This window comes from Sphingomicrobium nitratireducens (assembly GCF_026157035.1).
GTDB classification, from domain to species: domain Bacteria; phylum Pseudomonadota; class Alphaproteobacteria; order Sphingomonadales; family Sphingomonadaceae; genus Sphingomicrobium; species Sphingomicrobium nitratireducens.
Map to the genome: position 1 here is coordinate 2,071,899 of NZ_JANJZA010000001.1, position 23,058 is coordinate 2,094,956.

Annotated in this window: 18 protein-coding genes; 13 read left to right on the plus strand and 5 right to left on the minus strand. The window is 67.1% G+C overall.

Features of this window, described 5'->3' with window-relative positions; translation table 11 throughout:
* Positions 1 to 95: 95 nt before the first annotated feature.
* From NNY25_RS10535 to NNY25_RS10560, 6 genes are all read left to right on the plus strand, one after another.
* The gene (locus NNY25_RS10535; RefSeq protein ID WP_265571390.1) at positions 96 to 3,383 is read left to right on the plus strand and encodes an amidohydrolase family protein; all 3,288 of its coding nucleotides are present in this window, start codon (positions 96 to 98) and stop codon (positions 3,381 to 3,383) included.
* A gap of 91 nt (positions 3,384 to 3,474) precedes the next feature.
* On the plus strand, positions 3,475 to 4,734 hold the full coding sequence (locus NNY25_RS10540; protein ID WP_265571391.1) for a 3-methyl-2-oxobutanoate dehydrogenase (2-methylpropanoyl-transferring) subunit alpha: 1,260 nt from the start codon (positions 3,475 to 3,477) through the stop codon (positions 4,732 to 4,734).
* 8 nt (positions 4,735 to 4,742) lie between these two features.
* Positions 4,743 to 5,747: an alpha-ketoacid dehydrogenase subunit beta gene (locus tag NNY25_RS10545; RefSeq protein WP_276591822.1), complete on the plus strand. Its 1,005-nt coding sequence runs from the start codon at positions 4,743 to 4,745 to the stop codon at positions 5,745 to 5,747.
* Entirely contained in the window at positions 5,747 to 7,021 is a 1,275-nt protein-coding gene (locus tag NNY25_RS10550) for a dihydrolipoamide acetyltransferase family protein (RefSeq protein ID WP_265571394.1), read from the plus strand. The genes NNY25_RS10545 and NNY25_RS10550 overlap by 1 nt, the downstream gene beginning before the upstream one ends.
* 19 nt (positions 7,022 to 7,040) lie before the next feature.
* Positions 7,041 to 8,198, plus strand: a complete 1,158-nt coding sequence (locus NNY25_RS11615) for a GGDEF domain-containing protein (RefSeq protein WP_265571396.1) — start codon at positions 7,041 to 7,043, stop codon at positions 8,196 to 8,198.
* Between the two features lie 155 nt (positions 8,199 to 8,353).
* Complete coding sequence (locus NNY25_RS10560; protein ID WP_265571398.1) at positions 8,354 to 9,319, plus strand: calcium/sodium antiporter; 966 nt, start codon at positions 8,354 to 8,356, stop codon at positions 9,317 to 9,319.
* A gap of 3 nt (positions 9,320 to 9,322) precedes the next feature.
* On the opposite strand, the gene NNY25_RS10565 is transcribed toward NNY25_RS10560, so the two are convergent.
* On the minus strand, positions 9,323 to 10,126 hold the full coding sequence (locus NNY25_RS10565) for a hypothetical protein (RefSeq protein ID WP_265571400.1): 804 nt from the start codon (positions 10,124 to 10,126) through the stop codon (positions 9,323 to 9,325).
* A 120-nt stretch (positions 10,127 to 10,246) separates the two neighbouring features.
* Here NNY25_RS10565 and NNY25_RS10570 point away from each other — a divergent pair, with 120 nt between their 5' ends.
* The 7 genes from NNY25_RS10570 (at position 10,247) to NNY25_RS10600 (ending at position 18,442) form a co-directional block, all read left to right on the plus strand.
* A complete protein-coding gene (locus tag NNY25_RS10570; RefSeq protein WP_265571402.1) occupies positions 10,247 to 12,562 on the plus strand; it encodes a transketolase family protein in 2,316 nt (771 codons plus the stop codon).
* Positions 12,563 to 12,588: 26 nt separating this feature from the next.
* Positions 12,589 to 12,876, plus strand: coding sequence for a hypothetical protein (locus NNY25_RS10575; protein ID WP_265571403.1), 288 nt, complete (start codon positions 12,589 to 12,591; stop codon positions 12,874 to 12,876).
* A gap of 17 nt (positions 12,877 to 12,893) precedes the next feature.
* Positions 12,894 to 13,346 carry a MaoC family dehydratase gene (locus NNY25_RS10580; RefSeq protein WP_265571404.1) on the plus strand — a complete coding sequence of 151 codons (453 nt, stop codon included), beginning with the start codon at positions 12,894 to 12,896 and terminating at the stop codon, positions 13,344 to 13,346.
* Positions 13,343 to 14,179, plus strand: coding sequence for an HpcH/HpaI aldolase/citrate lyase family protein (locus NNY25_RS10585; RefSeq protein ID WP_265571406.1), 837 nt, complete (start codon positions 13,343 to 13,345; stop codon positions 14,177 to 14,179). The genes NNY25_RS10580 and NNY25_RS10585 overlap by 4 nt, the downstream gene beginning before the upstream one ends.
* Before the next feature lie 68 nt (positions 14,180 to 14,247).
* Positions 14,248 to 15,690: a DASS family sodium-coupled anion symporter gene (locus tag NNY25_RS10590; protein WP_265571407.1), complete on the plus strand. Its 1,443-nt coding sequence runs from the start codon at positions 14,248 to 14,250 to the stop codon at positions 15,688 to 15,690.
* A gap of 50 nt (positions 15,691 to 15,740) precedes the next feature.
* A complete protein-coding gene (locus tag NNY25_RS10595) occupies positions 15,741 to 16,796 on the plus strand; it encodes an NAD(P)-dependent alcohol dehydrogenase (protein WP_265571408.1) in 1,056 nt (351 codons plus the stop codon).
* A 50-nt stretch (positions 16,797 to 16,846) separates the two neighbouring features.
* Positions 16,847 to 18,442: an MFS transporter gene (locus NNY25_RS10600; protein WP_265571409.1), complete on the plus strand. Its 1,596-nt coding sequence runs from the start codon at positions 16,847 to 16,849 to the stop codon at positions 18,440 to 18,442.
* A gap of 7 nt (positions 18,443 to 18,449) precedes the next feature.
* Here the strand turns inward: NNY25_RS10600 and eda are convergent, their stop codons facing one another.
* From eda to zwf, 4 genes are read right to left on the minus strand one after another with little or no spacing between them, the layout of a single operon-like run.
* Entirely contained in the window at positions 18,450 to 19,037 is a 588-nt protein-coding gene (eda, locus tag NNY25_RS10605; RefSeq protein ID WP_276591824.1) for a bifunctional 4-hydroxy-2-oxoglutarate aldolase/2-dehydro-3-deoxy-phosphogluconate aldolase, read from the minus strand.
* Between the two features lie 29 nt (positions 19,038 to 19,066).
* Entirely contained in the window at positions 19,067 to 20,881 is a 1,815-nt protein-coding gene (edd, locus tag NNY25_RS10610) for a phosphogluconate dehydratase (protein WP_265571411.1), read from the minus strand.
* A gap of 7 nt (positions 20,882 to 20,888) precedes the next feature.
* On the minus strand, positions 20,889 to 21,593 hold the full coding sequence (gene pgl, locus NNY25_RS10615; protein ID WP_265571412.1) for a 6-phosphogluconolactonase: 705 nt from the start codon (positions 21,591 to 21,593) through the stop codon (positions 20,889 to 20,891).
* Positions 21,586 to 23,043: a glucose-6-phosphate dehydrogenase gene (gene zwf / locus NNY25_RS10620; RefSeq protein ID WP_265571413.1), complete on the minus strand. Its 1,458-nt coding sequence runs from the start codon at positions 23,041 to 23,043 to the stop codon at positions 21,586 to 21,588. The genes pgl and zwf overlap by 8 nt, the downstream gene beginning before the upstream one ends.
* Between the last annotated feature and the right edge of the window lie 15 nt (positions 23,044 to 23,058).

The following is a 23,058-nucleotide window of genomic DNA, read 5'->3' on the forward strand; positions in this document are numbered from 1 at the left end:
CCGCTCGCCTGCGTCAATTGCCGTCGGTCGAAGCGTGCGTTGCCAATTCGCATTTTCCTGCGCCATAACCCCGCGCAACAATCAGGGGGACTATCATGAAGCGCATCCTTCTTCTCGGCGTTGCCAGCATCGCTCTTGCCGCACCCGCCTTTGCCCAGCACGAGCATGACGAGGGGCCCGAGCCGACGCCGGCCATCGATGCGGCGATGGAGGAAGACGAGGAGAAGGACGAGGATTGGGATGTCGCCGCCCTGCGCGGGCCGGGCGAGCAGGTCGCGATCGACACGACCAGCGGCACCTGGATGAGCCTCGACGTCTCGCCCAACGGACGGGAAATCGTGTTCGACCTCCTCGGCGACCTCTACCTCCTGCCCATCGAGGGCGGCGAGGCGGTGCCGATCGCGACCGGGCACCAGTGGGACATGCAGCCCGTCTTCTCCCCCGACGGGCGCCAGATCGCCTTCACGTCGGACCGCTCGGGGGGCGACAATCTGTGGGTGATGAACCGCGACGGCAGCGAGCCGGTGCAGGTCTCCGACGAAAGCTTCCGCTTGCTCAACCAGCCCGAATGGACGCCCGACGGCGACTATGTCGTTGGGCGCAAGCATTTCACCTCCGCGCGCTCGCTGGGCGCGGGCGAGATGTGGCTCTACCACAAGTCCGGAGGCTCGGGCGGCGTGCAGATGACCAAGCGGCGCACCGACCAGAAGGATACGGGCGAACCCGCATTTTCGCCCGACGGGCGCTACCTCTATTTCTCCGACGACGCGACGCCCGGCGACACGTTCGAATATAGCAAGGACGTCAACGGCGAGATCTACGTCATCCGTCGCCTCGACCGCGAGACGGGCGAGATCGAGACGATGGTCTCGGGCGCAGGCGGCGCGATCCGCCCGACCCCCTCGCCCGACGGCAAGAGCCTCGCCTTCATCCGCCGCGTGCGCGCGAAAAGCGTGCTGATGGTGATGGACTTGGGCAGCGGGCGCATGACGCCGGTGACCGACATTTTCGACCGCGACATGCAGGAGACATGGGCGGTCCACGGCGTCTATCCGCACATGGCGTGGACGCCCGACGGGCGCGATATCGTCTTCTGGGCAAAGGGCGGCATCCACCGGGCCAACGTCGCCACCGGCGCGGTGCGCGAAATCCCGTTCCACGTCTCGGGCACGCGCTTCGTCGCCGACCCGGTGCGCTTCAAGCAGGAAGTCGCGCCCGACAGCTTCACCACCAAGGCGCTGCGCTTCGTCACGGTCAGCCCCGATGCGCGCCACACCGTGTTCGAGGCGCTCGGCAAGCTCCACGTCCGCGACATGGCCTCGGGTAGCACGCGCCCGCTGACCGCGGCCACCGAACGCATGCAGTCCTACCCGACCTATTCGCGCGACGGCAGCCAAATCGCCTGGGTCGAATGGGACGATCGCGACCTTTCGCGCATCATGGTCGCGCGCGCTGACGGAAGCCGCGCCCGCGCGCTCGCGCTGCCGCCCGGCCATTATGTCGAACCGGCCTTCTCGCCCGATGGCAGCCGCATCGCCTATCGCCGCACCGGCGGCGGCTATATCACCAGCCCGCTCTACAGCCGCGAACCCGGGCTTTACGTCGCGCGCCTGTCGGGCGGCGAGCCGATGCGCGTGTCCAAATCGGGCGTCGACCCGCAATGGGGCCGCGACGGCTCGCGCCTGTTCTTCGTTACCGGCGAGGAGGATGCGACCGTCCTCAAGTCGGTCGACCTCGAGACGCGCGAGACGCAGACCCATTTCTCGAGCGAGTTCGCAGGCGACTACCGCCTCTCGCCCGACGAGAACTGGGTCGCCTTCACCGAACGCTTCCAGACCTATGTCCTGCCGTTCGCGCGCTCGGGCCGCACCCAGACGCTCAGCCCCAAGGACGAATCGCTGCCGCAGGCCAAGGTCACCACCGATGTCGGCGACTGGGTCCACTGGTCGGCGGATTCAGGCACGCTCTATTTCTCCGAAGGCCCCACGCTCTACCGCCGCGCGGTGCTCGACCCGGCAAGCCTTGCCGACGGCAAGACCGAAAAAATGGCCGACCTCGCCATAGCGGCAACGCTCAAGAAGCCGACCGGCCAGCTCGCGCTGACCGGTGCGCGCATCATCACCATGAACGGCGACGAGGTGATCGAGAACGGCACCATCCTGATCGATGGCGACACGATCAGCGCGGTCGGACCCACCGCCGCGATGACCTATCCCGCCGGCACCCCGATCATCGACGTCACCGGCAAGACGATCATCCCGGGCCTGATCGATGCGCACTGGCACGGGCCGATGGGCGCGGGACTTACGATTCCGCAGCAGAACTGGAGCCACGCCGCTTCGCTCGCCTACGGGGTGACCACGGTGCAGGACCCGTCGAACAACAGCTACACCGTGTTCGCGGCCTCCGAGTACCAGAAGGCCGGGCGTATCCTCGCCCCGCGCATCTTCTCGACCGGCACCATCCTTTACGGTGCGACCACGCCCTTCACCGCGCAGATCGACAGCATGGACGACGCGCGCTCGCACCTTCGCCGCCTCAAGGCGATGGGGGCATGGAGCGTGAAGAGCTACAACCAGCCGCGCCGCGACCAGCGCCAGATGGTGCTCGCCGCCGCGCGCGAACTTCAGATGGACGTGGTGCCCGAGGGCGGCAGCCTGTTCATGCACAACATGACGATGGTCGCCGACGGCCACACCACCATCGAGCACGCCATCCCGGTCGCCAACATCTACGAGGACGTCACCGACTTCTGGGGCGGCAAGAGCGATGACAACGTCACCGCCTATACGCCCACGCTCAACGTCGCCTATGGCGGCCCGTGGGGCGAGATGTGGTGGTACATGACGACCCAGCCCTGGGCCGAGCCGATCCTGTCGCGCTGGGTCCCGCGCGCCAATCTCGATGCATCGAGCCGCCGCGGCACCTTCTTCCCGGTCGAGGAGAACAACCTCCAGCGGGTCGCCGCGACTGCCAAAAAATTGAACGATGTGGGCGTCTTGACCAACATCGGTGCGCACGGCCAGCGCGAGGGGCTCGGTGCCCATTGGGAAATGTGGAGCTTCGAACTGGGCGGCATGAGCGAACTCGAATCGCTGCGTTCGGGCACGCTCAACCCGGCCAAGTCGCTCGGGCTCGACCACCAACTCGGTAGCATCGTCGCGGGCAAGCTCGCCGATCTCGTCGTGCTCGATGCCAATCCACTCGAGGACATCAAGAACACGCGCACGGTCAACATGGTGATGCTGGGCGGACGCCTGATGGATTCGACCCTCACCACCATCGCGGGCGGCGAAGGCGGCCTGAAGCCCTTCTGGTTCCAGGAGGGAGCGGGCGACGCCTATACGGGCGGTTCGGGCGAGAGCGTCCCGCACCGCGATTGAGGCCCACGCTTCATTTTTGCCATTTCATTCGTTAGGGGGGCGACGACTTGTTCGTCGCTACCCCCGCGTAGCGGCCTGAAAGAGGGATAGAATGGCCCGATCCGAAAAGCGCCCCAACCGGCCGGCGCTGGCGCTGCATGTTCCCGAGCCTCCCGCTCGGCCGGGCGAAAAGCCCGACTATAGCCATATCGAGGTGCCCGCCGCCGGCGAGGCGCCGCGCCCCGACGCGCTGTGCGCGGCCGAGGAAACGCATCCGCTGACAACGCACCTCGTGCGCGTGCTCGACGACAATGACGATGCGGTCGGCCCGTGGGACCCGCGCCTTTCGGCCGAGGTGCTGCGCAAGATCTACCGCGACATGGTCACCGTGCGCGTGTTCGACGATCGCATGTACCGCGCCCAGCGGCAGGGCAAGACCAGCTTCTACATGAAGTGCACCGGCGAAGAGGCGATCGCGACCAGCGCGGCCGCCGCGATGCACGACGAGGACATCCACTTCCCCACCTATCGCCAGCAGGGCCTGCTCGTGTCGCGCGGCTACCCGCTGGTGAAGATGATGTGCCAGATCTACTCGAACGCGGGCGACCATATGAAGGGCCGCCAGCTGCCGATCATGTATTCGGACAAGGAGAAGGGCTTCTTCTCCATTTCGGGTAACCTCGCGACCCAATATCCGCAGGCGGTCGGCTGGGCGATGGCGAGCGCGATCAAGGGTGACAGCCGCATTGCGATGGGCTGGATCGGCGACGGCGCGACTGCGGAAGGCGATTTCCACGCCGCGCTGACCTTTGCGAGCGTCTACCAGGCTCCCGTCATCCTCGCGACGGTCAACAACCAGTGGGCCATCTCGAGCTTCTCGGGGATCGCGGGCGCCGAGCAGGCGACCTTCGCGTCGCGCGCGGTCGGCTACGGCATCGCGGGGCTGCGCGTCGACGGGAACGACGCGCTAGCCGTCTATGCCGCGGTCAACTGGGCGGCCGAGCGCGCGCGCTCGAACAAGGGCCCGACGCTGATCGAGTTCTTCACCTACCGCGCCGAAGGCCACTCCACCTCCGACGACCCGTCTGGCTACCGCCCCAAGGAAGCGGGCGAGATGTGGCCGCTGGGCGACCCGGTCGAGCGCCTGCGCCGCCACCTCGTCAAGCTCGACGAGTGGGACGAGGACCGAGAGGCGGCGTTGCTCGAGGAAACCAGTGCCACCGTGCGCGCCGCGCAGAAGGAAGCCGAGAAATTGGGCGTCCTTTCCGAGCAGGGCGACGAGGGCAAGGAGACCATGTTCGAGGACGTCTACGCCGAGATGCCGTGGCACATTGCCGAGCAGCGCGATGCGGCGCTCAAGGAGGGCGAATAATGGCCGTCATGAACATGATCCAGGCCATCAATTCGGCCCACAAGGTAATGATGCGCGAGGACGAGGACATCGTCGTCTTCGGCGAGGATGTCGGCTATTTCGGCGGCGTGTTCCGCGCCACCGAAGGGCTGCAGAAGGAATTCGGCAAGACCCGCTGCTTCGACGCGCCGATCAGCGAGAACGGTATCGCGGCGGTCGCGGTCGGCATGGCGGCCTATGGCCTGAAGCCCGTCATCGAGATCCAGTTCGCGGACTATATCTACCCCGCCTACGACCAGATCGTCTCGGAAATCGCCAAAATGCGCTATCGCACCGCGGCCGAGTGGACGATGCCGATGGTCATCCGCTCGCCTTATGGCGGCGGCATCTACGGCGGCCAGACGCACAGCCAGAGCCCCGAGAGCCTGTTCACGCACATCGCGGGGCTCAAGGTGGTGATCCCGTCCAATCCGTACGACGCCAAGGGCCTGCTGATCGCCGCGATCGAGGATCCCGATCCGGTCGTCTTTTTCGAGCCCAAGCGCATCTATAACGGCCCGTTCGACGGTCACCACGACCGCCCGGTCCAGCCCTGGACCAAGCGCGCCGAGGCCGAGGTGCCGGAAGGTCATTTCACCGTCCCGCTCGGCAAGGCGAACATCGTTCGCGAGGGCGAAGCGCTGACCGTGCTCGCCTACGGCACGATGGTGCACGTCGCGCTGGCCGCGATGGAGGAAGCCGGGATCGACGCGGAAGTGATCGACCTGCGCACCCTCGTCCCGCTCGACATCGAGGCGATCGAGCAATCGGTGAAGAAAACGGGTCGCTGCCTCATCGTCCACGAGGCCCCGCGCACCAGCGGGTTCGGCGCCGAACTGTCGGCGCTGGTGACCGAGCGCTGCTTCTACCATCTCGAGGCGCCGGTGGAGCGCGTGACCGGTTGGGACACGCCCTACCCGCACTCCTACGAATGGACCTATTTCCCCGGACCTGCGCGCATCAAGAAGGCGCTAGACAAGGTGATGGCTGACTGATGGCTACGTACAAGTTCAAGCTGCCGGACATCGGCGAAGGCATCGCGGAAGCCGAGATCGTCGAATGGCACGTCAAGGTCGGCGACGTCATCGAGGAAGACGCGCACCTTGCGGACATGATGACCGACAAGGCGACCGTCGAGATGGAGAGCCCGGTCGCGGGCAAGGTCGTCAAGCTCGCGGGCGAGGTCGGCGACCAGATTGCGATCGGCTCGGTGCTGGTCGAGATCGAAACCGACGGGGAATCGCCCGTCGAAGAGCCGGCCCCCGAGAGCGACGAGGAAATGCCGATCGCCGACGGCGCCGAGGAGCCGACCGAGGCGCAGGAAGAAGAGTTGCCGGTGATGGACAAGGCCGAGGCCCCTGCGCCTGCGCCCGCACCTTCGCCGGAGCCCGAACCCGAACCGCAGGCGAAGGGCGCGCACGTCCTCGCCTCGCCCACCGTGCGCCAGCGCGCGCGCGATCTCGGGATCGACCTCGCGCAGGTGAAGACCACCAGCGACCGCGTGCGCCACGCCGATCTCGACGCCTACCTCCTCTACAATGGCGGCAGCGTTTCCCACGGCGGCTCGGCCACCCGCGCCGACGAGACGATCAAGGTCGTCGGAATGCGCCGCAAGATCGCCGAGAACATGCAGGCGGCCAAGCGCAAGATTCCGCACTTCACGCTGGTCGAGGAATTCGACGTCACCGCGCTCGAGGACACGCGCGCGATGATGAACAAGGATCGCGGCGACAATCCCAAGCTGACCGTCCTGCCCTTCCTGATCACCGCGATGGCCAAGGCGCTGCCCGCCTGGCCGATGCTGAATGCGACCTATGACGACGAGGCCAATGTCATCACGCGCCACGGCGCGATGCATCTCGGCATGGCCGCGCAGACCGATAGCGGGCTGATGGTCCCGGTGATCAAGGACGCGCACGGCAAGTCGGTGTGGCAGCTCGCGCGCGACATCAACCGGCTCGCCGGCGAGGCGCGCACGGGCAAGATCGCTCGCGACGATTTGCAGGGCGCGACGATCTCGCTGTCGAGCCTCGGGCCGATGGGCGGCATCACCTCGACCCCGGTCATCGCGCCCCCGCAGGTCGCGATCATCGCGGTCAACAAGATGCAGGAACTGCCCGTGATCGAGGACGGCGAACTGGTCGCCAAGAAGAAGATGAACCTCTCGCTGTCCTGCGACCACCGCGTGGTCGACGGATGGGACGCCGCGTCCTTCCTCCAGGAAATGAAGTCGTTCATCGAAAATCCGATCCGCCTCCTGAGCGCCTGAAACCGGGCCCGACCGACCCGTGGACACGACCGTCAGCCTGTACACGCTGATGCTCGGCCTCATCGCCGGGCTCGCGCTGCTCGCGCTGGTCGTGCGGATGGGAACGCAGCGCCATGCCTCGCTCGGCTGGCTGGTGGGGGCGCTCGGCGTGGGCGCGGTCAATACCTGGCTGTTCGCCAATGGCGGCACGGCGCCCGCCACGCGCGCCGCCCTCTACGTCTTCGACCCGCTGACGCTCTATTGCGTGACGCAGGCGGTGCGCCTGTCGATCGGGCAGCAGCGCTCGTCGACGCTCGTGGCGCTGGTCATGACGGTGCTGTGCGGCCTGTCGGTGACGCTGGTCGCGGTCGGCGCGCCGATCGGGGTCGAGGCGCTTCCCGCCATGGCCGCTGGCCTCGTCGCCTATGGCGATGCCCTGTCCACGATCTGGCGCTCGCCGCGTTCGTTCATCCGCGACGGCCTGTTCGTGTCGATGGGGGTGATGCTGCTGACGGACGTCGTGCGTATTCCCTTCTTCCCGACCCTGCTCGATGCGGGCCGCGCCTATCCGGGCCTGGGGCCCGACTGGCTGCCCGAATTCCTGCTGGTGACGACCAGTTTCGCGGTGCCGGCCGTCGTCCTGTTCATCATCGCCGCGATCGTCACGCGCGTGATCGGCACCTACCGCGACCGTTCCGAACGCGACGGGCTGACCGACCTGTTCAACCGCCGCGCCTTCACCGATGCGGTCCGCCAGCACCGCCCTTCCGTCGGCGTTCTGGTGGTCGCCGACATCGACCATTTCAAGTCGATCAACGACAATTACGGCCATGCCACGGGCGACGAGGTTATCCGCCATTTCGCCGGGCTGATGGGGGGCGCCTCGCGCCTCGCCGGTCGACTGGGCGGCGAGGAATTCGTGATCGCGCTGCCCGGCGCCTCGATCGCGGAAGGCGAGAAGATCGCCGAACGGCTGCGCGAAGCGTTCGCGCGCCATCGCCAGCCCGACATGGCGGACGACCACGCACTCAGCGCCAGCTTCGGGATCGCCCCCTATTCCGGCCGCCATTCGCTCGCCGAGTGCCTCGACCGGGCCGACCGCGCGCTCTATCGCGCCAAGCGCCAGGGTCGCAATTGCGTCGCCATCTTCGGCACCGACCAGCGCGAACGCGACGACCCCGCCCTCGCCTTTGGCTGATCGCGCGCCGGAGGAAGGTTCAGCGCTCCGGTTCCGCGTCGATAATCGCCAGCAATCTGTCGATCCGAACTCCCCACAGATAACGTCGTCAAGAAATCGGATCCGTCCGCCCTGCCGATGTCGCTGGCGCGGGCGCGCGTCCCTCGCTAATCCCCATGGCAATGACCGTGTGGCTCTCGATCCTTGCCGGCCTCGTGCTGCTCGCGCTCGGCGGCGAGTGGCTTGTGCGCGGCACGGTAGGCATCGCGCGCCGCGCGGGCGTGTCGCCGCTGCTGGCCGGGCTCGTCATCGTCGGCTTCGGCACCTCGGCGCCCGAACTCGTCACCAGCCTCCAGGCCGCGCTGTCCGGCTCGCCCGACATCGCGGTGGGCAACGTGGTCGGCTCGAATATCGCCAATATCCTGCTGATCCTCGGCGTCTCGGCGGTGATCATCCCGCTCCCGATCGCGCCGCCCGCTTTCTACCGCGACGGGTTCGCGCTCGGCATGGGCACGCTTGCGGTGCTGGCGGGCGTGCTGATCGGCGGGTTCGACCGTCTGTCGGGCATCCTCCTCGTGATGATGCTCGTCACCTACATCATTGCCGCCTACCTGACCGACAAGGACCGGCACGACGTCGAGGCCGAGCGGCACGAGCGCAACCAGAAGCAAAAGCCCGACAAGGGCCAGCGCCTGCTGCTTCTCGTCCCGATGACCGCCGCCGGGATCGCAGGCGTCGTGTTCGGGGCGCAATTCCTGGTCGACGGCGCGGTCGAACTCGCGCGCGGCTGGGGCGTCTCGGAAGCCGTCATCGGCCTCACGATCGTCGCGGCCGGCACGTCGCTCCCCGAGCTGGTCGCCTGTATCGCCGCCGCGCTCAAGAAGGAGCCGGACGTCGCGCTCGGCAACATCGTGGGCAGCGGCATCTACAACATCTTCGGAATTCTCGGCATGACGGCACTCGTCCACCCGCTCGCCGCACCCGCGCAGATCGCGAACTTCGACGTCTGGGTGCTCGTGGGCACCACTGCGATGCTGCTGGCCTTCCTGCGCACCGGCTGGACGATCCACCGCCACGAGGGGATCGCCTTCCTAGGGGCCTACGCGCTCTACATCGCCTGGCTGGCGACCGGCGCCGCCTAGGCACTACGCACCCATCATCGAACGCACCATCGCGTGCCACCACGGCGTGTCCCACATCGTATGAACGAAGACCGTGAAAGGTGCAGCGACGAGCAGCCAGATCCAGTAGGCTCGGTGGACGCGGGCGTTGCGCACCACATCCCACAGGAACATCGGCGCGATGGCGAACAGCACCCACAGGTCGGGGCCGAGCGGACTGGTGGGCATCGTGTTGGGAAGCCACGTCATCCGGTCGAAGGCAGCGGGGAGCGCGGGCGCGATGGCGAGGAACATCATCCGCTTGTGCAGCCCGGAATCGCGTTTGCGCGCGCGCAGCGCGATCGTCATGTAGATCGCGAACAGCAGGCCGATCCTGATCTGGAGCAGCATGATGTTTTCCCAAACGTTGAGCATGCCCGCCACCTCAGCCTTGCCGTCGGGCGGGGCGTCGGCGGCCATGCCGAGCAGCAGCGCGTAATTGGTCCGCACCAGGAGAAAACCGACGAGCACCAGCACGGGCACGAGCACGAACGCCGCCACGCCCAGCTGGCGATGATAGGCACCGCGGCCCGTCGCCATCAGCGTGGACTGGGCGAGCAGCAGCACAAGGAAGCTGCCCATGCACAGCGCGTGCAGATGGGCGACCAGCGGAAAGGCCGGGCGCTGGCCTGCCGCGATCAGCGCGATTTTCATCTGCGAGTCGGGAATGAATCCGACCAGCACGATGGCGATGAACCACAGCGCCATGGCGACGAAGATCCACCGGTCGATGCCCTTGACGGTCACGGCGTCCCCGGTTCGAGGTAGATTGGGTGCAACGGTCGCCATGGCATGTCCCCCACGATGGCTGATCGCGCAAAATATCACGCTTCGATGGCGCCCGTTAACGGAATCTTTCGCACGTCAGGGGACTTGGCGCTGGCAAGGCGAGGCCGTAGGGCAGTCGCCATGAGCAAGCCCGACATTGCCGCCCTTTCCGCGCTCGACGACCGCCTACGTTTCCTGAGCGCCTGGACGATTCACCACGCCAACCACGTCCGTCCCAAGGCCGACGGGGTCAAGGTCGGCGGGCACCAGGCGAGCTGCGCGTCGATGACCGCGATTATGAGCGCGCTCTACTTTCATGCGCTCGGTCCCAACGACCGCGTTGCGGTCAAGCCGCACGCCGGGCCGGTGCTCCACGCGATCCACTATCTGCTCGGCAGCCAGACGCGCGAACAACTCGAGAATTTGCGCGGCTTCGGCGGGGCGCAGTCCTACCCCAGCCGCACCAAGGACAAGATCCCGGTCGACTTCTCGACCGGCAGCGTCGGGCTGGGCGTCGCGATCACCCTCTTTTCCAGCCTGATGCAGGACTATCTCACCGCTCACGGAAAGCTCGCCGAGGAAGAACGCGGGCGCTTCGTCGCGCTGATCGGCGATGCCGAACTCGACGAAGGAAATATCTACGAAGCCATCATCGAAGGCGCCAAGCACGACGTCCGCAATCTCTGGTGGATCGTCGACTATAACCGCCAGAGCCTCGATGCGACCTCGGCCGACCGGATGTTCGAGCGGTTCGACGAGATGTTTTCCGCCTGCGGGTGGAAGACGGTCGAATTGCGCTACGGTCGCAAGCTGAAGAAGGCGCTCGGCGCCAAGGGCGGCAAGCCGGTCCGGGAATGGCTCGACGCGCTCCCCAATGCCGATTTCTCGGCGCTCCATTACCAGGGCGGCGCGGCATGGCGCGCGCGGCTCGAGGCAGACCTCGGCAAAAAGGCCTCCGATTTCCTGAAGGCCCATGATGACGAGGCGCTGGGCGCGCTGATGACCGACCTTGGCGGCCACTGCATGGAAACGCTGGTGGAGGCGTTCGAGGAGGCGAAGAAGGACGACACGCCGACCTTCTTCATCGCCTGGACGGTCAAGGGGTTCGGCTTGCCCTTCGCGGGGCACAAGGACAATCACGCAGGGCTGATGAACCCGACGCAGGCGCACGCGCTGCGTGATGCGATGGGAATTGCCGAAGGCGACGAATTCACCCCGCTCGCGGGGCTCGGCGACAATCTTCGTGCCAAGGTCGAAGCGGTGCTCGAGGAAACCCGAATCCTGCGCGAAAAACGCGCGCGCAGCTTCGGCAGCGTCCCCATCCCTTCGCTCCCCGCCCCGCAGGGCGAGGAACAGTCCACGCAGGCCGCCTTCGGACGCATCCTGATGGACCTGTCGAAGGAAGGCGGCGAGCTGGCCGACCGCATCCTCACCACCTCGCCAGATGTCACCGTGTCGACCAACCTGGGTGCCTGGGTGAACAGCCGCGGCCTCTACCGCCGTGAAAGGCGTATCGACGTGTTTGCCGAGGCCAAGATCCCGAGCGCGCAGAAATGGGGCGCCAACGACCAGGGCCAGCATATCGAGCTGGGTATCGCCGAATCGAACCTGTTCCTGATGCTCGCCGCCGCCGGCCTCACCGGCGATCACTGGAACGAGCGGCTTTTCCCGATCGGGACGCTCTACGACCCGTTCATCGCGCGCGGGCTCGATAGCCTCAATTACGGCTGCTACCAGGATGCGCGCTTCCTCCTCGTCGCGACCCCGTCGGGACTGACGCTGGGGCCGGAAGGCGGCGCGCACCAGTCCATCAACCCGCCGCTGATCGCGATGGGCCAGCCGAACCTGCGCCACTACGAACCCGCCTTCGCCGACGAACTCGCCGCGATGATGGAAGAGGCGTTCCGCCTGATCGACGATTCCCACGGCGAATCGACCTATTTGCGCCTTTCGACCCGCCCGGTCGAACAGGTGACGCGCGACAATGACGACTGGAAAGCCGGCGCGCTGGCCGGCGGCTACTGGCTGCGGCAGCCCGCAGAGGGCGCGGAAGCGGCGATTGTGGCGATGGGCGCGCTGATGCCCGAGGCGCTCGCGGCGCACGAGGAGCTCAGCGCCGACATTCCGGGCCTCGGCCTCCTCGCGGTGACTTCGCCCGACCTCTTGCACCGTGGCTGGACCGAGGCGCAGGCCGCCCGCTGGCAGGGCGAGCGCAGCCCCAGCCATGCCGAGACATTGCTCGCGCGCCTCGCGCCCGGCGCAGGGCTCGTCACCTTGTGCGATGCCGCGCCCGCCAGCCTGTCGTGGCTCGGCGGCGTGCTCGGCCACCGCGTCGCGCCCCTGGGCGTCGAGAAATTCGGCCAGACCGGCAGTCTGTCCGACCTCTACGCGGCTTATCGGCTCGACGGCGCGGCGATTACCGAGGCGGTTGCCGAGATCCTGCTCACGCCATCTTAACCCTTTGGCCCTTATGGGCTTAAATCATGACCAGGACCGTGACCGCGCTCGACGAGCGCCTTGCCCATGAACTCGACCATGCCCGCCTCCTCCTCGAGGAGATGGGTGACGAGCTGGCGACCGATATCGAGGTCGTCACCAGCCATGGCGTCGCGCTCCAGACGGTCGACATCGTGATGCAGATCGTCGGGCACATCGCCAACGTGGTGCGCGCGCAGGACCAGGTCGATGCGGTCGAGAATATCGGCATGCACGAGCTCAAGATGAAGCTGAAGAGCGTGCTCGAACCCGTCGGTTGCGAGAAGGCGGCCTGACCTCTAAGCCTGCCTTCATGGCAGGACGCTTCTTCGACGAATGGCAGGTGGGCGATCGCATCACCCACGCCATCACCCGCACGGTGACCGAGACCGACAACCTGTTGATCTCGACGCTGACCCACAATCCGCAGCCGCTCCACCTCGACCACGAGGCCGCGGCCCAGACCGAGTTCGGCAAGCCGCTCGTCAACAGCTGCTTCACCTTCTCGCTGATCGTGGGCGTGTCGGTCGGCGACACCACGCTCGGCACGCTGATCGCCAACCTTGGCTATGACGAGGTCAAGTTTCCCGCCCCCGTGTTCGTCGGCGACACGCTGACCTGCGAGACCGAGGTGCTGGGCTTACGCGAGAGCAAATCGCGCCCCAATGCCGGCATCGTCACCTGGGAGCATCGCGCGAAGAACCAGCGCGGCGAGACGGTCTGCACCTTCAAGCGTTCCGCGCTCCTCAAAAAGAAAGACGCATGAGCCACCCCTCCCCGCGCAGCTGGCTGTTCGTTCCCGCCGACAGCGAGAAGAAGATCGGCAAGGCCATCGAAGGCGATGCCGACGCGATCATCTTCGACCTCGAAGACAGTGTCGCGCCCGGCGCCAAGAAGGACGCGCGCGCGATCCTCAAGGAATTGAGGCGCGAGGGCGGCCCTCGCTGGTGGGTGCGCATCAATCCGATCGGGTCGGAATTCATCCGCGACGATCTGAAGCTCATCGCCAATGCCGACTTCGAGGGCATCGTGCTGCCCAAGGCGGAAAGCGGCGAAGACGTCGTCCACCTCGCGCACCTGACTGGCGACATCCCGATCCACGCGATCGTCACCGAGACCGCCGCGAGCCTGTTCGGCCTGCTCTCGTACCGGCTCGACAATTCGCCGCTGGCCGCGATGAGCTGGGGCGCGGAGGATCTTTCCGCCGCGCTCGGGGCGTCGAGCAAGTATGACGCGAATGGCGAACTCGCCTTCACCTACAAGATGGCGCGCTCATTGTGCCTTGCGGGCGCGGTGTCCGCCGGGGTCGAGCCGATCGATGGCGTCTATACCGACGTCAGGGACCTCGAAGGGCTCGAAGTCGAAGCGCGCGCCGCGGCAGCGGAAGGCTTCACCGGCAAGCTGGCCATCCACCCGGCGCAGGTGCCCGTTATCAATAAGGCCTTCACGCCCTCGGACGAGGAAGTCGCGCACGCCCGCGCGATCGTCGACGCGTTCGCCGCAGAGGCGGGCGCGGGCGTGCTGATGGTCGGCGGCAGGATGGTCGATCTCCCGCACTTGAAGCAGGCCGAACGCCTCCTCAAACGCGCCCGCGACTGAGCGGCGCTCGGCGCAAGCGGTGGTGCCGCGCTTGACGTAGCCCCGCTTTTGCGTCCCAATCGCTGCCCATGAACGGGGGAACTTCCGACACGCCGCTCGAAGCGCGCTGGCTGCGCCTCATTCCCAGCCTCGTGCTGGGCCTCGCCATCTGGATCGCGCCGGTGCCGCAGGGCGTCGCGCCCGAAGGCTGGCACACGCTCGCCGTGTTTGCGGCGACCATCCTCGGCCTGCTGCTGCGGCCGTTCGCGATGGCCAGCATCGTCCTTCTCGGCATCCTCGTTCTCATCGTCACCGGCGCGCTTGGCCCGACGTCGAAGGACGCGCTGCAGACCGCGCTGACGGGCTTTGCCGACACCACGGTCTGGCTTGTCGTCGCCGCATTCCTGATCGCCGGGGCAGTGGTGCGCACGGGGCTCGGGCGGCGCATCGCGCTGGGCCTCGTCCACAAGCTCGGACGCTCCGAACGCGGGCTCGCCTACGGGATCGGCGCGGCCGAACTCGTTCTCGCTCCCGTCATCCCGTCCAACACGGCGCGCGGCGGCGGCATCCTCGCGCCCATCGTCGACAGCCTGTGCCGGTCGCTCGGCAGCGAGGAAGAACGCGCCGGCGTGTCGCGCTACCTCGTCGCGTGCGGCGCGCACTTCAACCTCGTCACGGCGGCGATGTTCCTCACCGCCATGGCCGCCAACCCGCTCGTCAGCGAAGCGGCCGAAACGATCGCTGGCGTCCAGTTCGGCTGGGCCAAGTGGGCGCTGGGATCGATCGTCCCGGGGCTGGCCGCCATCGCCCTGTTGCCGCTGCTGATGGAGAGGCTGGTCAAGCCGCCCAAGCTCGACGTCAGCGCCGCGCGCGCTACCGCCGAGGCCGAACTGGCCGCACTCGGCCCGATGGACCGTGCCGAGAAGATCCTGCTCGCTACGCTCGGACTGCTGCTCCTACTGTGGGCGACCGGCCCGCTGCACGGCCTCCATACGACGGTCGTCGCATTGCTCGGCATCGCCGTCCTTCTATTCACGGGCGCGCAGCGCTGGCGCGACATGGCCGGGACCTGGGGCGCGTGGGACGCGCTCGTCTGGCTCGGCGGGCTCGTGATGATGGCCGACCACTTGCGCGAGACGGGCGTCATCGACTGGTTCGCGAACGGTGCGGGCGCCTACGCCTCGGGTCTGGCGCCCCTGTCGGCGGCACTGATCCTTGCCGCCGTCTACTTCTACTCGATGTACGGTTTCTCGATGCTTACCGGACACATCACCGCAATGGCCGGCGCGTTCATCGCGGTCGCGCTCGCCGCGGGCGCCCCGCCTCTCCTGTCGATCGCGCTGATCGCCTATTTCTCGAACCTGTGCGGGTGCCTCACGCACTATTCGACCGGCCCGGTCGTGATCTACTTCGGCCTCGGCTATCACAGCGTCCCCGACTGGTTCCGCATCGGCTTCGTCGTCTCGCTGTTCCACATGGTCGTCTGGCTGGGCATCGGCCTGCCGTGGTGGAAGCTCATCGGCTGGTGGTAGGCGGCCAAACACGGTAAGCGACGAGTTCCCCCGCAAGAGGAGACGAGTCCATGCCCACCCAGACCGTCGGTTGGGGCGTCGAGAACGCCCAGGATACCCCACACCAGATGACGTTCGAGCGTCGCGACCTGCGCGACAACGACGTGGCGATCGCGATCAGTCATTGCGGCATCTGTCACAGCGATCTCCACTTCGCGCACGACGACTGGGGCATGAGCCACTATCCGATGATCCCCGGCCACGAGATCGTCGGCACGGTCACGGCGGTCGGGCCGGCGGTCACGCACTACAAGGTCGGCGACCGCGCCGCGATCGGCTGCATGGTCGACAGTTGCCAGCAATGCGAGTTCTGCAACGAGAGCCTCGAGCAGTTCTGCGTCGAAGGGTCGACTTTCACCTACGGGATTCCCGACCGCAACGGCGAGCTGACGCAGGGCGGCTATTCGACCGACATCGTGTGCCGCGAGGAGTTCGTCTGCCGCGTGCCCGACAGCATCGACATGGCCCACGCCGCCCCGCTCCTGTGCGCGGGCATCACCACTTATTCGCCGCTCCGCCGCTTCAACGCAGGGCCCGGCATGCGCGTCGCCGTCGTCGGCATGGGCGGCCTCGGCGACATGGCGGTCAAGCTCGCCGCCGCGATGGGGGCCGAGGTGACCGTCGTCACCACCTCGCCCGAAAAGACGGACGCGGCGAAGAAAGCGGGCGCGAGCGACGTGCTGGTGTCGAAGGACCCGGCGGCGATGGAGGCCGCGGCGGGGCGCTTCCACCTGATCCTCGACACCGTGCCGGTGGGGCACGACATCGACCCCTACGTCGCGCTTCTGCGCCCGTTCGGCACCCACGTCATCGTCGGCGCGCCCGAGCCGCTGCCCGGCACCAACGCGGGCACGCTCATCTTCGGCAACCGTTCGGTCGCCGGCACGCTGATAGGCGGGATCGCAGAGACGCAGGAGATGCTCGATTTCTGCGCACAGCACGGCATCGTTCCCGACATCGAGGTAATCACTGGCGACGAGATTTCGCGCGCGTGGGACACGCTCAAGAAAGGCGACATCGCCCACCGCTTCGTCATCGACGTCGCCAACAGCGCGGTTGCGGATTGAGGCACGGTCGCTAAACCGAACCCCGAGAGGTTTTTTCGGGGGAATTACAGATGACTGCACCGACCAAGGACTGGTCGATGGCCAAGGTGGTCACCGCGTCGAGCGCGGGGACCGCGTTCGAGTGGTACGACTTCTTCATCTTCGGCGCGCTCGCCAGCACGATCGGCAAGGTGTTCTTCGCCGGGCTCGGCGAGACCGCCGGCGTGCTTGCCGCGCTCGGCCTGTTCGCGGCCGGTTTCGCTTTCCGCCCGCTGGGCGCGATCATCTTCGGGGCGATGGGCGACCGGGTCGGGCGCAAAGCGACCTTCCTCACGACCGTCAGCCTGATGGGCGGCGCGACCTTCGCGATCGGGCTGCTGCCGACCTATGCCGCGGTCGGCATGATCGCTCCCGTCCTCCTCATCCTGTTGCGCATCTGCCAGGGCACTGCGCTGGGCGGCGAATATGGCGGGGCCGCGATCTACGTCGCCGAGCATGCCGACGACGACAAGCGCGGCGCGGCGACCGGCTGGATCCAGTCCTCGGCGGCCTTCGGCCTGATCGCGGCGCTTGTCGTCATCTACGCGACGCGCACCGCGATCGGCGAAGACGCCTTCCTCGAATGGGGCTGGCGCATCCCTTTCCTCGCCTCGGTGCTGCTGCTTCTCATCTCGGTGTGGATGCGGCTCAAGCTATCGGAGAGCCCGGCCTTCCAGAAACTGCGCGACGAGGGTGCGGTCACCAAGACTCCGCTGCGCGAAGCCTTCGCCGAAAAGGAAAGCCTCAAGAAGGTCGCCACCGCCTTCTTCGGCTTCATGGCCGCGCAGGGCGCGCTTTGGTACTGCGCCTTCTTCTACGTGCAGGTCTTCCTCGAGAAGAATCTCGGCCTTCCGGGCGCCGAGGTGAACTGGATCATCCTCATCGTCACGATCGTCTCGGCGCCGCTCTACGTCTTCTTCGGCTGGCTTTCGGACAGGGTCGGCCGCAAGCCGGTGATGGTCGGCGGCATGCTGATCGGCCTCTTCGCCTTCATGCCGGGCTTCCACGCTATTGCCGATGCGGTCAATCCGCGCCTCGCGCAGGCCCAGGCGGACGCGCCGGTAATCCTCGAGACCGACCTTGCGAGCTGCTCGGTCCAGTTCGACCTGATCGGCAAGGCGGACTTCTCCTCGCCGTGCGACGTCGCGTCGAAGGCGCTGTCGGCCAAGGGCATTTCCTATGCGCGCGTCGCGAGCGATGACGGGGCGACCCGCATGGTCGTGGGCGAGGACATCGTCGCGATCGACGGGAGCGCCGACGCCATTGCCCCGGCGCTGGCCGCGGCGGGCTATCCCGAGGCCGCCAACCTCGACGAGATCGACCATGCGACGCTCTATTTCTGGCTGATCGTCTTCACCATCGCCGCAACCGCGCTCTACGGGCCGCAGGCCGCCGCGCTCGTCGAGATGTTCCCGACGCGCATCCGCTACACCGCGATGAGCCTGCCCTATCATATCGGCACCGGCTGGGTCGGCGGCTTCCTGCCCGTCACCGCGTTCGCGATCGTCGCGGCGACCGGCGATATCTATGCGGGCCTTTGGTATCCGATCTTCTTCGTCGGCCTGTCGGTGGTGTGCGCCCTGCTCTTCTGGAAGGAGCGGCACGGCCGACCGCTCGACGAGGCGTAAGGCCGGCCTAGAGCCGCGCTGCCGCGCTCGCGCGCCGGGCGACCGCCTCGAGGTCGGTTTCGCCCGGCGGCGCGATCCAGCTGCCGCCCACGCACAGCACCTGCTCGAGTGCGAGCCAGTCCTTCGCCGTGTCCTCGCGGATGCCGCCGGTCGGGCAGAAGCGCAGGTCGGCGAACGGACCGGCAAGCGCCTTGAGCGCCTTGATGCCACCCGACGCCTCGGCAGGGAAAAACTTGAAGCGCCTCAATCCCATGTCGCGCCCGCGCATGATGTCGCCGGCATTGGCGACGCCCGGAAGGAAGGGCACGCCCTTGTCGCGCGCCGCCTTGGCGAGCCCGTCGGTGAGGCCCGGCGAGACGATGAACTGGGCGCCATAGTCCATCGCCTCGTAGAGCTGGACCGCGTCGAGTACGGTGCCTGCGCCCACGATCGCGCCGTCGACGCCTGCCATCGCCTCCATCGCACCGAGCGCGCCCTCGGTGCGCAGCGTGACCTCGATGACAGGCAGGCCCGAGGCGACCAGCGTTTCGGCGAGCGCGACGGGATCGAGCTTGCCGTCGAGCACCAGCACCGGGATGACCGGCGCCATGCGCATGAGATCGTCGATGGTCGTTTTCCTGGGTTTCAAAACAGGTCCTCCATCGCGGCGAGCATCGCGCTGCCGCCTTTTTCCGCATCGTCGGCATGACCTCGCATCAGCGCGAACAGTTCTCGGCCCGTGCCGACCGGCGGCGGCGGCGCGGCGGCGGCCTCGCGGGCGGCGAGATCGACGCCGACAACCTCGAGGCTGCCGGTGGTCGCGCACAGGCGAATCGTGTCGCCGTCCTGCACCATGGCGAGCGGCCCGCCGCCGAGCGCTTCGGGGCAGCAATGGATGGCGGCGGGCACCTTGCCGCTCGCCCCCGACATGCGCCCGTCGGTGACCAGCGCGACGCGGTGGCCGCGATCCTGCAGCACGCCCAGCGGCGGGGTCAGCTTGTGCAGCTCGGGCATGCCGTTGGCGCGCGGGCCCTGGAAGCGCACCACGACCACGACGTCGCGGTCGAGTTCCCCCGCCTCGAAGGCGGCGACCACGTCCTTCTGATCGGCAAAGACGCGCGCGGATGCCTCGATGGTCCAGCGCTCTTTATCGACCGCGCTCGTCTTGAAGATGGCGCGACCGAGGTTGCCCGTGACCAGCCGCATCCCGCCGTCGGGACTGAAGGCGCCGTCGACCCCGCGCAGCAACGCGTCGTTGCCGCTCGCGCCGACCTCGCGCCACTCGATCTCGTCGCCTTTCTCGACCGGCGCGGTCGCGAAGGCCGCGAAGTCGTCGGCACCCGCGCTGAGCAGGTCGCCGTGGAGCAGCCCCGCGGCCAGAAGCTCCTTGGTGACGAACGCCAAACCACCAGCGTGGTGAAAGTCGTTTACGTCTCCAGAACCGTTCGGGTACACGCGCGCCAATAAGGGGACGGCTGCCGACAACTCGGCAAAGTCCTGCCAGTCGACCTTGATCCCGGCTGCACGGGCGATGGCGGGAATGTGGATCGCGTGGTTGGTCGAGCCGCCCGTGGCGAGCAACCCGACGATCGCGTTGACGATCGCGCGCTCGTCGACGCAGTGGCCGAGCGGGCGCGCCTTCTCCTTGGCCAGCCCCGCCAATCGGTGCACGGCGGCGCGGGTCAGCATCTGGCGCAGCTTCGTTCCCGGATTGGCGAATGCGGCGCCGGGCACGTGGAGCCCCATCAACTCCATCATCATCTGGTTCGAATTGGCAGTGCCGTAGAAGGTGCAAGTGCCCATGCCATGATAGGAAGCGCTCTCGGCCGCGAGCAGTTCTTCCTTGGTCGCCTGGCCCTCGGCATAGAGCTGGCGCACGCGCTGCTTTTCCTTGTTGGCGAGCCCGGAGGGCATCGGCCCCGCCGGCACCAGCAGCGCGGGCAGGTGACCGAAGCGCAGCGCCCCGATCAAAAGGCCGGGCACGATCTTGTCGCAGATGCCGAGCATCGCGATGCCTTCGAACATGCCATGCGACAGCGCGATCGCCGTCCCGCAAGCGATATTGTCGCGGCTCATCAGCGACAGGTCCATTCCAGGCTGGCCCTGCGTCACCCCGTCGCACATCGCGGGCACTCCGCCTGCAACCTGCGCAGTGGCGCCGGCCTCGCGCGCGAAGACCTTCATCTGCTCGGGGTAGCGGTAGTATGGCGCGTGCGCGCTCAGCATGTCGTTATAGGCGGTGACGATCCCAAGATTGGGACCCGCGAAGGTCCGGATCGCCGCCTTGTCGCCTTCCGCCGCAGCAAAGCCGTGAGCGAAATTGCCGCAGCTCAAGCGCCCGCGGTCGATCCCGCGCTCGTCTTCGGCGCGGATGAAATCGAGATAAGCACTGCGCGTCTGCTTCGACCGCTCGATGATGCGGTCGGTGACGGCAGCGATGCGGGGGTCTAGGCGGGTCATGAAGTCCCTAGGGGCACCAGTGGATGTCGATCGGGAATTCGCTTTCGGCCAGCACGCGCGCGATCGGCAGCTTGGACGATTGGCCATCCTCGAGCGCGCGTTCGAGAATCTCGCGCTTTTCCTGCCCGGTAATCGTGACGATGATCGTGCGTGCCGAGAGGATCGCGGCGCGGGTCAGCGACACGCGGTCGACCTCGGCACCCGCAGGCATCGGATCGGGCCTGATCCCCATGGCGAGCTTGGCCTTGGGCGCATCCATCGCGTCGTCGAGGTCGGGCCCCGGGAACAGCGAGGCGGTATGCCCGTCGGTGCCCATGCCCAGCCAAACCAGGTCGGGGGGCCACTTGAGGCTCTTGAGCCGCGCGTCGGCGGCATGGCCTGCCATCACGTAATCCTCGGCCTCGGCGGACACGATCGGATAGACGCGCGCGCCGGTCGGCAGCATGGCCTGCGCGATCTGGCGGATGTTCGAACGCTCGTCGTCGACCGGCACCAGCCGCTCGTCGCCCGGGATGATCGTCACCTTGCGCCAGGGAAGCTTCTTCTCGGCCAGCTTGGCGAGGATCGGCCCCGGCGTCGACCCGCCCGGGAAGGCGAGCAGGCTCTCGCCGCGCGCCTCGATCGCGCTGTCGACGATGAAGCCGATGTCGCCCGCGACCGCGTCCGCCATCTCCTCGCAATCGTCATAGTCCCAGAATTCGGCCTCAATCATTCCATGTCCTTCCATCGCCGGCCGCCAGTTCCGCCGAATCCTCGGGGCCCCAGCTTCCGGCCTCATACTGTTGCGGCTTGATGCCAGCAGCCTTCCAGGCGCCGCGCAAGCCGTCGATCCATTGCCATTGCGCCTCGACCTCGTCGCGGCGCACGAACAGGGTCGGGTCGCCCTCGATCAGGTCGAGCAGCAACCGCTCATAGGCGATCCGGCGGCGATAGTCAGCGAAGGCGCCTTCCATCGTCACGTCGAGCGGCACTTCGCGCAGGCGTATGCCCTCGCGGTCGAGGCCCGGCGTCTTGGCCATCACCTTCAACCGGATATTCTCTTCGGGCTGGATCGAGATGATCAGCTCGTTGGGGCTGGTCGTCGCCCCGCGCTCGGCGAAGATCGAGTGCGGCACGCACTTGAACTGGATGACGACCTCGGTCTTGCGACGCGCCAGCCTCTTGCCGTGGCGCAGGTAGAAGGGCACGCCCGCCCAGCGCCAGTTCTCGACATGCGCCTTCAACGCGACATAGGTCTCGGTATCGCTCGCCTCGCCCAGTTCCTCGGCATAGGCGGCGACATCCTCGCCCTTCATCCGGCCAGCGCCATACTGACCCAGCACGAGGTCGCGCCGCGCATCGGCCTCGGTGAACGGCTTCAAGGCGCGCAGCACCTTGACCTTCTCCTCGCGCACTGCGGTCGGATCGTAGTCCGCCGGCGGCTCCATCGCGACCAGCGCGAGCAGTTGCAGCATGTGGTTCTGGAGCATGTCGCGCACCGCGCCCGCCGTATCGTAATAGTCCGCGCGCCCCTCGAGCCCGACCTCCTCGGCGACGGTGATCTGCACGTGGTCGATATGGGCAGCGTTCCACAACGGCTCGAACATAACGTTAGCGAAACGAAGTGCGAGGAGGTTCTGGACCGTTTCCTTGCCCAGATAATGGTCGATGCGGAAGATGCGCTCTTCGGGGAAGGCGGCAGCGACCGCGTCGTTGATTTCGCGGCTGCTGGCGAGGTCGGTGCCGAGCGGCTTTTCGAGCGCCAGCTTGACCGTGGGCCCTGCCAGCCCGACCCGCTCGAGCCCCTCGATCGTGTCCTTGAACAGCGACGGCGCGGTCGAGAGGAAGATGCTCACCCCCTTGTCGACATCGATGCTCGCGGCAAGTTCGTCATAGCCCTCGGGCGTGGTCACATCGATCGGCTGGTAACGGATACGCTTGGCGAAACGGCGCGCGTTGACCTCGCTATAGAAGTCGCGCGGGAGGTGGGTGCGCAGCGCCTCGATCGCCTGCTCGCGAAATTCATCGTCGGAGAGCTCGCTCCGCGATGCGGCGACGACCGACAGATCATCGGGCAGAAGGCCGTCGGCGAACAGGCCGTAGAGCGAGGGAAGCAGCATGCGCCGGGCAAGATCGCCGGTCGCCCCGAACAGGAGCAATGTCGAAGAGCGCGAGGCCGTCATTCGCTCGAATATTCC